The organism is Planococcus circulans (genome assembly GCF_020023385.1).
Taxonomy (GTDB): Bacteria; Bacillota; Bacilli; order Bacillales_A; family Planococcaceae; genus Planococcus.
Window position 1 is genome coordinate 382,564 of sequence record NZ_JAIQCL010000001.1, and the last position, 12,421, is coordinate 394,984.

General features: G+C 43.4%; 16 protein-coding genes. 5 read left to right on the plus strand and 11 right to left on the minus strand.

Going from position 1 to position 12,421, the window contains the following annotated elements:
* Positions 1 to 55 precede the first annotated feature (55 nt).
* Both coaD and rsmD read right to left on the minus strand, forming a co-directional pair.
* On the minus strand, positions 56 to 535 hold the full coding sequence (coaD, locus tag K8U60_RS01970) for a pantetheine-phosphate adenylyltransferase (protein WP_223633509.1): 480 nt from the start codon (positions 533 to 535) through the stop codon (positions 56 to 58).
* Positions 528 to 1,103, minus strand: a complete 576-nt coding sequence (gene rsmD / locus K8U60_RS01975) for a 16S rRNA (guanine(966)-N(2))-methyltransferase RsmD (RefSeq protein WP_223633522.1) — start codon at positions 1,101 to 1,103, stop codon at positions 528 to 530. The genes coaD and rsmD overlap by 8 nt, the downstream gene beginning before the upstream one ends.
* Positions 1,104 to 1,186: 83 nt before the next feature.
* Here rsmD and K8U60_RS01980 point away from each other — a divergent pair, with 83 nt between their 5' ends.
* The gene (locus K8U60_RS01980; protein WP_223633525.1) at positions 1,187 to 1,567 is read left to right on the plus strand and encodes a DUF7147 family protein; all 381 of its coding nucleotides are present in this window, start codon (positions 1,187 to 1,189) and stop codon (positions 1,565 to 1,567) included.
* On the opposite strand, the gene K8U60_RS01985 is transcribed toward K8U60_RS01980, so the two are convergent.
* Positions 1,568 to 1,840: a YlbG family protein gene (locus K8U60_RS01985; protein ID WP_223633528.1), complete on the minus strand. Its 273-nt coding sequence runs from the start codon at positions 1,838 to 1,840 to the stop codon at positions 1,568 to 1,570. It abuts the gene before it with no gap.
* A 249-nt stretch (positions 1,841 to 2,089) separates the two neighbouring features.
* Between K8U60_RS01985 and K8U60_RS01990 the strand changes: the two genes are divergently transcribed.
* The gene (locus tag K8U60_RS01990) at positions 2,090 to 3,001 is read left to right on the plus strand and encodes a glycerophosphodiester phosphodiesterase (protein ID WP_223633532.1); all 912 of its coding nucleotides are present in this window, start codon (positions 2,090 to 2,092) and stop codon (positions 2,999 to 3,001) included.
* 62 nt (positions 3,002 to 3,063) lie between these two features.
* On the opposite strand, the gene K8U60_RS01995 is transcribed toward K8U60_RS01990, so the two are convergent.
* Complete coding sequence (locus K8U60_RS01995) at positions 3,064 to 3,510, minus strand: YlbF/YmcA family competence regulator (RefSeq protein ID WP_223633552.1); 447 nt, start codon at positions 3,508 to 3,510, stop codon at positions 3,064 to 3,066.
* A gap of 76 nt (positions 3,511 to 3,586) precedes the next feature.
* Here K8U60_RS01995 and K8U60_RS02000 point away from each other — a divergent pair, with 76 nt between their 5' ends.
* A complete protein-coding gene (locus tag K8U60_RS02000; RefSeq protein WP_223633554.1) occupies positions 3,587 to 4,096 on the plus strand; it encodes a PaaI family thioesterase in 510 nt (169 codons plus the stop codon).
* Here the strand turns inward: K8U60_RS02000 and K8U60_RS02005 are convergent.
* The gene (locus K8U60_RS02005) at positions 4,077 to 5,141 is read right to left on the minus strand and encodes a CAP domain-containing protein (RefSeq protein WP_223633557.1); all 1,065 of its coding nucleotides are present in this window, start codon (positions 5,139 to 5,141) and stop codon (positions 4,077 to 4,079) included. The genes K8U60_RS02000 and K8U60_RS02005 overlap by 20 nt on opposite strands.
* Positions 5,142 to 5,285: 144 nt before the next feature.
* Here K8U60_RS02005 and K8U60_RS02010 point away from each other — a divergent pair, with 144 nt between their 5' ends.
* The gene (locus tag K8U60_RS02010; protein ID WP_223633560.1) at positions 5,286 to 5,651 is read left to right on the plus strand and encodes a YugN family protein; all 366 of its coding nucleotides are present in this window, start codon (positions 5,286 to 5,288) and stop codon (positions 5,649 to 5,651) included.
* Between the two features lie 82 nt (positions 5,652 to 5,733).
* Positions 5,734 to 6,789 carry a sporulation integral membrane protein YtvI gene (gene ytvI, locus K8U60_RS02015; protein WP_223633563.1) on the plus strand — a complete coding sequence of 352 codons (1,056 nt, stop codon included), beginning with the start codon at positions 5,734 to 5,736 and terminating at the stop codon, positions 6,787 to 6,789.
* 28 nt (positions 6,790 to 6,817) lie between these two features.
* On the opposite strand, the gene K8U60_RS02020 is transcribed toward ytvI, so the two are convergent.
* From K8U60_RS02020 to coxB, 6 genes are all read right to left on the minus strand, one after another.
* Positions 6,818 to 7,279, minus strand: coding sequence for a DUF420 domain-containing protein (locus K8U60_RS02020; RefSeq protein WP_223633567.1), 462 nt, complete (start codon positions 7,277 to 7,279; stop codon positions 6,818 to 6,820).
* 25 nt (positions 7,280 to 7,304) lie between these two features.
* Positions 7,305 to 8,228 (minus strand): cytochrome c oxidase assembly factor CtaG, encoded by a 924-nt coding sequence (gene ctaG, locus K8U60_RS02025; RefSeq protein ID WP_223633570.1) that lies wholly within the window; start codon positions 8,226 to 8,228, stop codon positions 7,305 to 7,307.
* Between the two features lie 245 nt (positions 8,229 to 8,473).
* Positions 8,474 to 8,806, minus strand: coding sequence for a cytochrome c oxidase subunit IVB (gene ctaF, locus K8U60_RS02030; RefSeq protein ID WP_223633573.1), 333 nt, complete (start codon positions 8,804 to 8,806; stop codon positions 8,474 to 8,476).
* Entirely contained in the window at positions 8,806 to 9,432 is a 627-nt protein-coding gene (locus K8U60_RS02035; protein WP_146556494.1) for a cytochrome (ubi)quinol oxidase subunit III, read from the minus strand. Before K8U60_RS02035 ends, ctaF begins: the two co-directional genes overlap by 1 nt.
* Positions 9,422 to 11,305 (minus strand): cytochrome c oxidase subunit I, encoded by a 1,884-nt coding sequence (locus K8U60_RS02040; protein WP_223633576.1) that lies wholly within the window; start codon positions 11,303 to 11,305, stop codon positions 9,422 to 9,424. The genes K8U60_RS02035 and K8U60_RS02040 overlap by 11 nt, the downstream gene beginning before the upstream one ends.
* A gap of 30 nt (positions 11,306 to 11,335) precedes the next feature.
* Positions 11,336 to 12,418, minus strand: a complete 1,083-nt coding sequence (gene coxB / locus K8U60_RS02045; protein ID WP_223633579.1) for a cytochrome c oxidase subunit II — start codon at positions 12,416 to 12,418, stop codon at positions 11,336 to 11,338.
* Positions 12,419 to 12,421: the final 3 nt, after the last annotated feature.

Here is a 12,421-nt window from a genome sequence, read left to right on the forward strand (position 1 = left end):
CTGAAATCTTAAGGTACTTACGTTTTACATAAGAAAAAGCCACGAAATTCGTGACTTATTGAAATTTTGAATGAAGGGCTTTTTCGACTGCTTCAGGAACCAGGCCCGTAATGCTGCCTTTGTATTTCGCCACTTCTTTGACGATGCTCGAGCTAAGAAACGAATATTGGTTGTTGGATACCATGAATAAAGTTTCGATATCTTCATTTAGGAATCTGTTCATCGATGTGATCTGCATTTCATATTCAAAATCACTTACCGCACGCAGGCCGCGAATGATAGCGTTTGCTTGAACTTCGACTGAATAATCAATCAGCAAGCCTGAAAACGAATCCACTTTGACATTCGGGATGGATTCCGTCACCTGCGAAATCAAATCCATTCGCTCATTGACGTCGAATAATGGGTTTTTTGAAGAATTATTCATCACGACCACTTTGACTTCATCGAAAATAGTGGACGCCCGTTTAATAATATCCAGATGCCCCATTGTGATCGGGTCAAAACTCCCTGGAACTACAGCAATTTTAGTCAATACGTTCTCCCTCTTCCCCTTGATAACGATAAATTGAAATAATGGTGCTTCCATAAAGCTCTTTCTTGTAGCGCTCAAAATACCTGGTGCGATCCGGAAGCTTCACTTCCCGATCATGTTCACAAACTATAATCGCATCTTTCGTGACAATTTCCAATTCTCCCGCTTTATCCATCAGATCGTAAGATTTTTTCATATGATAGGGAGGATCCAGAAAAACCAATCTCGCTTGTACCCCATTTTTCTTTATTGCCTTTACGGCACGTTCTGCATCTGCCCGGTAGACCTCCGCTTGGTCAACGAGGCGCGTCTTTTCAAGATTTGCTTGAATCGTTTCTACAGCCCGTTTATCCTTATCGGTGAAAATGACCTGGTCAATGCCGCGGCTTAGAGCTTCAATGCCCAGTCCGCCGCTTCCTGCAAACAGATCCAAGGCAACTCCGCCATCAAAAAATGGACCGATCATATTGAAGATGGATTCCTTCACTTTGTCTGTCGTCGGTCTGGTCGAATTGCCAGGCACCGCCTTCAATGGAATCCCTTTAACTGAACCTGCTACAACACGCATACTATCGCCTCTAACTTAAATGATTTTCTTGATGCAATTTACATGCATAATGGTAAAATGAAGACTGGAAAGGACGTGAAACGATGATTCAACGTTTTATTGAACTCGGAGAAGGGTACGGAGATATCTATGAGCTCCGTGAACTCATCACAAGCAATCAACAACGCTTTATGCATGGCTTTGTATTTATTTCCAAAAATCCACAAGGCCAGGATGTCTTGTCGGTGGCAGCTGCGTTCAAACCGGCTGCAGAAGGCAACTTTATGCCCATCTATATGTGCCGGGAAGGAATCCCAGTCGATTCCAAGCGTTTGGATATTTTTGAACAAGCCGTTGCCAAAATCGGATTTACTCCCATCAAGATGGAGGTCAAGCACTCCACCGTGTATGCGGACCGGAAATTCTACCATAGCCACTTGATTTCAGTATTAAGGCTAAATCATTATATTCCGCCAATGCAATAATCAAAGGCCGATTTTATAATCGTATTCCTTAGCTTTATCAGGCTTGGCGTTTTCATATTCAGTTTTCAGGAATGGACGGTAGGATTCAAGTACCTGTTTTACATAAGGTAATTTATTTAACTTCGTTTTGGTCGTTTCGATGGCATCCTGATCCATATAGAGGACTACATATTTCAATTTACGGGAAATATAATGGACGTGCCCGAACTTCCGCAGCGATTTAGCTTGTTTTAAATGATGCACATAGACGATGAGGCCTTGGCGATCATGCATAAGTATCCCTCTTTTCTTAGTTTCTAGAATACCATAGGAAAGAAAAAAGCCGCAACCGAATACAGTGAAACTCCTATCCACGCGGAAAACTTACTCCGCTGCTGAAGAAAAGCAGGATACAGGCTGAGAACGCCGGCAGCTTTTCTCACTTATAAAAGCCACTGATCATTAAATAGGAAAAACTGTCAGTACAGCGTACAATTCGCTATACTGTTTTTATTACAGAATTCCAGGGAGGTCAAACAGAGTATGGGAAAAAAGACAAAAATCGGTTTTGCCGCCGCTGCTGTCGGAGCTGCCGCTTGGGCAGGTTCCAAAGCGTTGGCAAATCCACAGCAGCGTCCTGTTAAAGAAGTCTTGAATTATGAACGCCCGATTGTTCTTGCACATCGTGGCGGTGCCAAACTGGCACCTGAAAATACATTGGCTGCCTTTAACCGTTCAGCTGAACTTGGAGTCCACGGCTTTGAAATCGATATCCGGATGACGAACGATGAAGAGATCCTGGTTTTTCACGATGAATTCATTGATCGGACAACTGACGGAGCGGGAAGAGTAGCTGATATGTCGCTTGATCAGTTAAAGGCGTTCGATCTCGGCTACCACTTCATCGATCCGGACGGTCAGCATTCCTACCGTGGCAAAAACGAAAAAGTGGTACTGCTGCGTGAACTGATTGAAAAATTTCCTCAGATGTATATCAACATCGACATCAAAGACGATCCTGAAACATACGAAGGAAGCTTAGTGCCTTCAAAGCTGTGGCGCTTAATTGATTCACTGGGTGTACAAGACCGCGTAGCAGTAACTTCTTTTTATGATGAACAGATCGACCGCTTCAATCTATATGCTCAAAACCGGGTAGCGATTGGAGCAGGTGAAAACGAGGTCAGAAAAGCTTATACATCCTACAATAGCCAGTTCGGCCATCTCTATCAGCCGCGCGCAGATGTTTTTCAGATTCCCGTTAAATCATCCGTGTTCCGTTTGGATTCTCCCCGCTTTATCTCGTTCCTTGAGAATTTGAACATTCCGGTCCATTATTGGATTATCGATGAACCGGAAGCCATGCGCGCTTTAATCGGAGCAGGTGCAAAAGGCATCATAACCGATCGCCCTGATTTGGCTGTAGCTGTCATTTCAGAAATGGAAGAAGAGTAGCCATAAAAAAGAGCAACGCGGGGCGCTGCTCTTTTTTTATGGAAATGTTTGATTTTAAACGGTTAAGCTGAACAAGAACAGCCGCCGCCAGTACCACAGCTTCCCCCACAGGAAGATTCCGATGAGAAAAATGGATTGGTGGATGGAATTTTTACTGCTTCCGATACAGATCTTCCAATAATGAAGCTCACTTGGTCCATCAGATCCTGCAGCTCGTTTTCAGCCAAACGCAGATTGGCCACTTTTTCATTCAGGTCCAATCGGCGTTTATCCACGCGAATCTGTTTCATCACCCGTGAATATTCCGGATGGTATTTACCAAAACGCTGTACTTCTTCGTATTGTTCTTTTAATCTGGCGAAGGCTTGGATTTCAGCCGCGAGATTTTTATCGTTATAGACAGAGTCATAAGCCGCCCGGTAAAGGTCAGCCTGCTCTGATTGTAGGATCATTTGGCTTAACTCATCTGCAAAGTCAGTTATTTCAGCCCATTCATAGGTCATAATCATAGCATTTTCCTCCTTTACGCTTTTAATCATAGCAGATATTTTTGAATTTCACTATAGACTTGAGAGGATTGTCAGCATGAACCCTTTAACCGATCAATTTACACGCATTATGGAGAACTCCAGTACTGAAGACCTTAAGATCCTGACAGATTACCTGACGAATTTTGAGAAAAAACAACAAGGCGAATTCGCCACTTATTTAAGCGCCGGCCTGAACATGACACGTGTTACAGATGAACAATCTTCGGTTGTTTCGATTCCGAATACGCCGTTCATCCACAACAATGTCGACATCCCCCACGGCGGCATTCTTGCAGTTCTCCTTGATACAGCGATGGGCACTCTTGCAAACAGCAAATGTCCAACCGGATTCGGAGCTGTCACTACCAATCTTACCATCCATTACCTGACTGTCGCAGACGACGAAACGATCAACGCGGAAGCGCGCATCATCCGCAGCGGCAGGCACACCATGGTGCTGGAAGGAAATATCTATCAAGAAGACGGAAAGCACATAGCAACTGCCACCGGTTCTTTTTTCATCGTTCCTAAAAAAACAAAGCCTGTTATTGCTTCTGAGCAATAACAGGCTTTGTTTCTAGAAAGATCTGTGTATAGTATTTTCCGAATACCCCGACACCGGTCTGATTGTATTGATTACTCAGCAGCGTCTTACGGTGGACATCTGAATTAGTCCAGCCGTGTACAGTCTCTGCTGCGTCAAAATAGCGGGCCGCTGTATTGACGGCAGCCTGTTCAAAATCGATATTTCCTTCTTCCAGCCGGGCATGCAAATCTTTGAATTCCAGTTCTTCGGAAGAGAAATTTTGTTTGGCCATATCTTCACTGTTCGTTTCTGCCACCATGTTTGCTAAAGGATCGGCGATCAAAGGCTTTGTTTGATGATGCAGGCGATAAACATTTACTAAGTCGACAATCTGTCTGGCGTTAGCATCGTCGATTGATTGCTGCATAGTAGAAGATGGCGTCTGGATCGGCAATAATTCACCAGAGAACATCATATCATACGGCTGATGCCGCACTAAGGTTTCCGCATCCATAAAGCGGACAGCTTCTAATGCCCTATCGATGGAATCAATATACAATTGCGCATAGACTCCCTCAAATTTAACGAGGATGCGTTTATCCATATCTTCAGCAGTGACATTGAATGTATACGAATTGTCGCCATATTTGACAGTGACTTCATTTTCGAGAATGGTGAAACGGTACAATTCATCCAGTGATTGCCCTATTTTATAGGGAGTGGCATCTACCGCAGTCCCTGCTGTGTACACCTGCACGATTTTGTCATCCTTTACTCCCACCATCGTAAAGTGGGCATAGCTGTCGTTATAGACCCACCAATCGTATCCAAAGGCAGAAGGTTCAATCCTTCCTGGTTCTCCGAATTGTTCAATCCATCGCTCGCTGGCTTTGCCTATATAGCTTGAAATTCCCGTGGCAGGACGGGCAATATCCAATGATTCATCCGTAATTTCTTCGCTTGGCAAAGGATCGGTGGTCCGCGGCGCTTCCAAGACATCATTTTCATTTATTGAAGGATCCAAATAAAATAATCCAATCAGAACGATCGATAGAAAAATCATAATGCGAAGCAAGTCTTTCAATCGAACAGCCCCTTTGCTATTGTATCTCCATTATTATACCAGTCGCCTCTACACTGACACAATCTAGCCATTGCAACAACTTAAATTATGATCTATTATTAAAGGAGCATGTAGTCTTTTTTGTTATAGAGGAGGAGAGATCCTATGTATTTTGAAAATACAGGACTTGAAAACATTCACGTAGATGTCGCATTACTTGAAAGCATCATGAACAAACATGGCTTGACTAAAGAAGGCCAATGGGATTACGAGCGTGTCACTTATGACCGCAAATTCATCATTCGCGAAGGTACTTACTACTTGCGCGTATTCGCTTATGCTACAGACGGAGATGTTGATTCAAACGATGCCACTATGCGCGTCTTGAAGCCAGTACTCGGCAAACATTATTATCCGCATGGTGTTGAATATGGTGAAGATGAAGAATTCCCGGAGCATTTGGTTAAAACGTGTATCGGCTTATTGGACTCCATCAAAAAGGATATCCAGACTTTCGAGATCAGCGTATAAAAATCCCGCAGTTCAGTAATTGAACTGCGGTTTTTTAAACCCGATCCATGAATATTTCAACTTCCTAAGGAGGATTCAACAAGTGAAGTGGTTGACGAAAAGAACTGTAACGATCGCTGTCGTGATAGCGGTCTTGATATTGATTTCGATATACATACTGCCCGTTTCCATTCCATTGATCATCGCTTTGATCACTGCTATTTTTTTAGAACCACTTGTTAATTTTATACATAAAAGGTTCAAATGGCACAGGAAATCGGCAGTCATCTCAGTATTCATCCTGTTCCTGCTGGTTGTGTCTGGGTTGCTTTACTGGATTGTCACCCAGTTAATCGGACAGATTATCCAGTTTTCGAAAATGGTCCCCGAATACATCAATTCTTTGTCGGCCATGTGGGATGAGTTTCAACGGTTCTTTTTCCGTTCTACAGAAGATATGCCGGTCGAAGTGGTTTCTTCATTTGAAACTGAATTAGCAGGATTTATGGAAGGCATACGCAATTGGGTGCTGACGATCGTCAACTACGATACGGTCTCCAATCTTTTGACAGGCATCCCATCTTTTCTTGTCAGTTTCATCGTCTTTTTGATCGCGCTGTTTTTGTTCATGCTGGATTTGCCTGATTTAAAAATCATGCTGTTCAAGCGCTTAAAGGATTCAACAGCCGAAAAAGTCCGTTTCATGTTTGCACGTTTAAACAAAGTGATTTTTGGTTTCCTGAAAGCACAATTTCTGGTAAGCTGCATCATCTTCATCGTTTCGCTCGTTTCACTGGCCTTTATCACCCCTGAATATGCCTTCGTTATGTCACTGGTGATATGGATTATTGATTTCATACCAATTTTAGGATCGATTATCGTTCTGACACCATGGTTTGTATATGAATTCATTACAGGCGATATTGTCCAAGGAACCCAACTGGCTATTCTGGCGCTTGTCCTGTTGATTATCCGGCGGACAGTGGAACCGAAAGTCATGGGGACCCAGATCGGCCTATCGCCTCTAGCGACCTTGATCGCTATGTTCATCGGGCTGCAGCTGATCGGCTTTCTCGGATTCTTTATCGGCCCATTGATCGTCATCCTCTTCACATCAGCACGTGAAGCCGGTATGATAAAAATTGATTTTAAAGTATAAAAAAGGAACCCCGTGAGGGTTCCTTTTTTTATCCGCCTAAAATGGCTTTAAATACAGAAGTTGTATGGCCGCCTTCGTAAAACACATAGAGCAGCAAATAGACCATCACGCCTGTTATGGCAGTTGAAAACCAGACCACACTTGTAATCGGTCCGATTTTACGGTGTTTGGCCAATTGGTTTTTCCAACCCCAGTATATCGTGATCAAGCCCATAACACCGCCTGTTGTAGCCAAAGTGATATGGAAGATCAAGAATACCGTATAGAAGATTTTTAGATCATCAGGTCCACCAAAAGCAGTGTTTCCGACGAAAATAGTGCGGGACATATAAATGATGAAGAAAGTCAGTGCTGCAGCACCAGCTCCCACCATCACTTTCTTATGAGCTTCAATTTTGCGGCGACGGATCAGGTTCCAGCCGATCGCCACCAAAATTGCGCTTAATACGATAAAAAAAGTACTGATAGTCGGCAATAGCGGCAAATTCATTTACATTATTCTCCTTTGTGATGCGTTAAGCATTATGTCTGTGATAGGCCATGTCTTTACGGTCCTGCAATACTTTAGCCGTAATTTCGTCAGCATTGTCTGTTTCATTACGCAGCCATTCGTAGAATACCAGCCATAGAAATACTGTGAAAACAAGCTCCTGAAGAACTTTCATTGTAATTCCACCTGTACGTTGATCTTCAATCGCTGACATAGTGGAGAATAACTCAGGACCCGACAGATTCAATTGCGAAAGCGTTCCGGCAGGCACACACAATGCCATTGCCTGCAGCCATGCTTCACCATCGGTATATGTCGCGTAAAAAGGAGTGCCGCTGAAGATGATCAATGCACATGCAGGGGTCATCAAAACACTCAATCCAAATAAGTACGCCAGTTTACTCAATCCATGAAATTTATGCATGCCTTCCAAATTATTGACTACTGGCCACCAATAGAATATTGCCGAAGTGAATAAGACGATATTTACTGCCCCATGAATCCATACATCTTGTTTGACAAAATCAAAGACCATTGGAATGTGATAAAACGAAAAGACCATTCCAAACAAGATCAATGCCAGCATCGGCTTAGTCAAAAAGTTGAATATAGGCTTAACTACTGGAAGATCGATAAATGCTCTCCAGATATAAGTCGGGATACCCATTATCAGTAACGGTGGAATCAGCAGCAACAACAGCGCCATCTGGACCATATGCATTGTAAATAGGATATGCCCATATAAATCCACAGGTGAACCTTTGATGATATAAAGCAGGACAATGCCTGATACAAAAAGTGCAGCTTCTCTTAATGTCAGCGGCTGATTTCCTTTAAACTTTCCACGCCACTTTGTAGTAGCCAAAAAATATAGAATCGTCACCAAAACGAGGACTGCTAAGTAAACGGGACTCCATAAAGCTTGAAACCCGAAGATACTGATCGGCATGTAATGGGACCTCCTTTTCTTCAAGTACCCTCATTATATAGTGGCTTGCAAACTATATCAATGAACGAACTATGAACAATATGAAATATGAAAGTGCCAGACGGCAAGCTTTTCCTTCCCTTCTCCACCAGAGATGAAATCCACTTCAGAATACAGCCTAAGGCATTTCCCTCTTCGTGTTGCGGGTATATCCTTATCCATAGAAAAAGCCCTTACCTCGAAAGGTAAGGGCTTTTAGAATGTGCCTACCACCAAACAATTGTCACTAATGCAAGAACTGTGATGAAAGCTACAAACATGCCACAGAACATAAAGAACGCAACCATACCGTGTCCTTTACCGCTCATGTGCATGAAATAGTAAAGTTGAAGAATAACTTGAATGCCCGCCAACAAAAGAATGATTGGAACAATCAGGTAAGCGGAGAATCCGGCAGCCACCATCGTAAAGGCAACTAATGTCAAAAAGATCATAATCGCAAAAGTTGCTAAATGGCCGCGCATTTCTTCTGCTCTCTTTTTCTTCGCGTATTCGAATTCTGCCTGCGATCTAACATGAATATGTGTATCGTGTGCCATTATCCGATCACTCCCATCAAATAGACGACAGTAAAGATGAATACCCATACGACGTCAATAAAATGCCAGTATAACGAAGCAAGATAGAATTTTGGTGCATTGTACATGTTCAAACCGCGTTTAGCGTTTCGAAGCATCAATGCGATAAACCAGCTAAGGCCGAATAGTACGTGAGCCCCGTGCGTTCCGACTAAAGTGTAAAACGCAGAACTAAAAGCACTGTTTGTATAACCGAATCCTAAATGGACATAATGATTAAACTCATAAATCTCCAATCCTAGGAAAGTTGCACCAAGCAGGACTGTAATTCCTAGCCATGCTTGCATCGCTTTAAAATTATGGTTTTTCATATGGTACATTGCGTAAACGCTTGTCAATGAAGATGTCAAAAGAATCATCGTCATTGCAAAAACCAGCGGCAGTTCAAAAAGTCCAGCGGCAGAAAACTCCATGCCGCTCGGTCCTTTATCTTTTAATGCAAGGTAAGTTGCGAAAAGCGAAGCAAATGTTACTGTCTCCGCAGCAAGAAGCAACCAGAAACCAATAAACTTATTTTTCCCTTCCATCGTAGCCGTCTCAGGATGTTCCGGCCATGATTGAGGAGTATATCTTTGATTAATGTCCATCGGTGTTGCCTCCCTTCGCATCTTCAAGTAATTCTGCTTTCGTAATATGGAATCCTAAATCATCTTTCAATGAACGCACTAACATCGAACCGAAAGTGATGACTAATCCGATGATCAAGACGGCCAACGCCCAAGGCTTGTCGCCATCGAGGAAGTACAGTGCTCCGAATGAAGCAATGAACATTCCAAGCGAAATTACGAATGGAATGATGGAACCATTCGGCATATGGATATCGCCAAGAGGTTCAGCGTAAATCATGCCTTTTTTGTTGCCATCCATTTTTTCGATCCAGAATGTATCAAGACCACGAACTAATGGAGTTTGAGCAAAGTTATAGAATGGCGGTGGAGAAGCAATTGCCCATTCCAATGTACGGCCGTCGCCCCATGGATCGTTGCCGACACGCTCATTTTTGATAGAAGTCATGACAACGTTTACCAGAAGAATGATAACGCCGATTGCCATCAATACAGCACCTGCTGAACTGATTGCGTTGAATAGATCCCAGCCTTGGTCAGCTCCGAACGTGTAAACACGGCGAGGCATACCCATCAAGCCAAGGAAATGCTGGATGAAGAAAGTTAAATGGAATCCGATGAAGAAGAACCAGAACGTCCATTTACCAAGTTTTTCACTAAGCATCGTTCCGAACATTTTCGGCCAGTATAAATGTGTACCTGCCAGAATTGCCAGTACAACACCACCAACGATTACATAGTGAAAGTGAGCTACGATAAAGTAGGAATCATGCAATTGATAATCCAAAGGAGCAATCGCCTGCATTACCCCTGTAACCCCACCCGCAACGAATGACGGAATGAAAGCTACAGCGTAGATCATTGGAGTTGTGAAGGAAATATTCCCTCCCCAGATCGTTAACAACCAGTTGAAAATTTTGATTCCTGTTGGGACAGCAATGATCATTGTCGCAAGAGCGAATACAGCATTAGCTGTTGGCCCTAAGCCGACTGTGAACATGTGGTGAGCCCAAACCATGAATCCGTAGAAACCGATAAGAATTGTTGCAAAAACAAGTGCAGTGTATCCGAAAAGGCGTTTACGGGAGAAGATTGCAAAGATTTCGGAGAAGATACCGAAAGCCGGCAAAATCAGAATATAAACTTCAGGGTGACCGAAGATCCAGAACAAATGCTCCCAGATGATCGTGTTACCACCCATTTCGACTGCAAAGAAGCTTGCTCCGAACATACGGTCAAAGACCATGAAGAAAAGTCCGACTGTAAGTGGCGGGAATGCCAATAGGATCAAAGCGGAAGCAACGAAAGTTGTCCAAGTGAACAATGGCATTCTCATATACGTCATGCCTGGTGCACGCATGTTGATGATCGTAACCAGGAAGTTAATCCCTGCGATCAACGTACCAAAACCGGATATCGTCAACCCCAGTGAATAGAAGTCGATTCCGTGTCCTTCAGATGCCAGTGCCAACGAAGCGTAGTTCGTCCAACCGGCATCCGGTGCGCCGCCCATGAACCAAGAAAGATTCAGGAAAATACCACCAAAGAAGAATAACCAGAATCCAAGTGAATTCAAGAATGGGAAGGCTACATCACGCGCGCCGATCTGCAAAGGCATGATGGCGTTCATGAAAGCCAGTAAAATCGGCATCGCTGCCAAGAATATCATGGTAGTACCGTGCATTGTTATAATTTCATTATATGTTCCGGCACTTAGGAAATCATTTCCTGCTGTAGCCAACTGGACACGGATCAACATCGCTTCAAGACCACCGACAAGGAAGAAGAAACCACCAGAGATCAGATAAAGGATCGCGATTTTCTTATGGTCGACCGTTGTCATGAAGTCCCAAATTGTAGCGCCGAAGCCCTTTTTTTGAGCAATAGAACTCACACTGTATACCTCCCTTTTTAAGCTTTATTTCTACTCTTCAACTGTTAGGCCCATTAGATAGGCTGCAAGAGAATCGAGCTGTTGTTCAGTGAATGGTTCACCGTCGTTCAATGATTCAGGATCAGGCATTAAGTTGCCTGGCTTGTATTCCTGTGGATCTGCAATCCAGTTTTTAAGATTTTCTTCATCATGCTCCAAATATCCGGCAATCCGGTTGCGGTCGCCGAATGTTGCCAAGTTGGGACCAACTCCACCAGTGCCTCCAACGCCAGAAGTGGCGTGGCAAGCGATACAGCTTTGTTCGAATAGCTCTTGGCCTTCCTGAGCTACCGCATCTTCAGCAGGAGTCGGTTCTTCCTGCATTGCTGTAACCCATTGGTCAAACTCTTCGCGATCCACAGATTTCACTTTGAAATCCATCAACGCATGAGAAGGTCCGCAAAGCTCAGCACATTTACCATAGAAAACGCCATCTTCAAGCTCTGAAGATTCCTGATCGAATTCCAGGTAGAAAGTGTTGACGTTTTCCGGGTTTACATCCAATTTACCGCCAATAGATGGAATCCAGAATGAGTGCTTGATATCCGCAGAAATCAAGTTAAAGTAAACGCGTTCATCAGTTGGTACAACCAATTCCTGTGCAGTTACGATTCCTTGTTCAGGGTATTCAAATTCCCACCAGTAAAGTTTTCCGGTTACATTGACTGTCAAATGAGATGAATTGCCATCTTCTGTCTGAACGTCCATTGTCGAAACGTCAGCCAAATCGAATGTTGAATAGACGGTTGGAACAGCAAGAATCAAAAGAAGGACAATCGGAACAGCTGTCCACAAAAACTCTAATCTCGCGCTTCCTTCAACCTGCTCGGGGATCATGTCTTCCCCCATTTTAGAACGGCGGAACTTAACGATTGCTAAAACGAAGATAATCGATACAACAATAATGACAAACAGCATAACGACTGATGATAAAATCAACAGATTAAATTGATCTTGAGCAACTTTGCCTGCCGGTATTAAGGTTGAAATCTCTTCACGTCCGCATCCCGCAAGAAAAACCAGCAATGTGGTCATTAATGCGAAAAGCCGCCATTTTTTAATTCCTTTCATCATAGC

Excerpts from the sequence above, each read along its gene's own strand:
- K8U60_RS02010 (WP_223633560.1), top strand. The coding sequence starts at position 5,286 with ATGTATTTTGAAAATACAGGACTTGAAAACATTCACGTAGATGTCGCA.
- K8U60_RS01995 (WP_223633552.1), bottom strand. The coding sequence starts at position 3,510 with ATGATTATGACCTATGAATGGGCTGAAATAACTGACTTTGCAGATGAG.
- K8U60_RS01985 (WP_223633528.1), bottom strand. The coding sequence starts at position 1,840 with ATGCATGATCGCCAAGGCCTCATCGTCTATGTGCATCATTTAAAACAA.
- K8U60_RS01990 (WP_223633532.1), top strand. The coding sequence starts at position 2,090 with ATGGGAAAAAAGACAAAAATCGGTTTTGCCGCCGCTGCTGTCGGAGCT.
- rsmD (WP_223633522.1), bottom strand. The coding sequence starts at position 1,103 with ATGCGTGTTGTAGCAGGTTCAGTTAAAGGGATTCCATTGAAGGCGGTG.
- K8U60_RS02035 (WP_146556494.1), bottom strand. The coding sequence starts at position 9,432 with ATGGACATTAATCAAAGATATACTCCTCAATCATGGCCGGAACATCCT.
- ctaF (WP_223633573.1), bottom strand. The coding sequence starts at position 8,806 with ATGGCACACGATACACATATTCATGTTAGATCGCAGGCAGAATTCGAA.
- K8U60_RS02000 (WP_223633554.1), top strand. The coding sequence starts at position 3,587 with ATGAACCCTTTAACCGATCAATTTACACGCATTATGGAGAACTCCAGT.
- K8U60_RS02020 (WP_223633567.1), bottom strand. The coding sequence starts at position 7,279 with ATGAATTTGCCGCTATTGCCGACTATCAGTACTTTTTTTATCGTATTA.
- coxB (WP_223633579.1), bottom strand. The coding sequence starts at position 12,418 with ATGATGAAAGGAATTAAAAAATGGCGGCTTTTCGCATTAATGACCACA.
- K8U60_RS01980 (WP_223633525.1), top strand. The coding sequence starts at position 1,187 with ATGATTCAACGTTTTATTGAACTCGGAGAAGGGTACGGAGATATCTAT.
- ctaG (WP_223633570.1), bottom strand. The coding sequence starts at position 8,228 with ATGCCGATCAGTATCTTCGGGTTTCAAGCTTTATGGAGTCCCGTTTAC.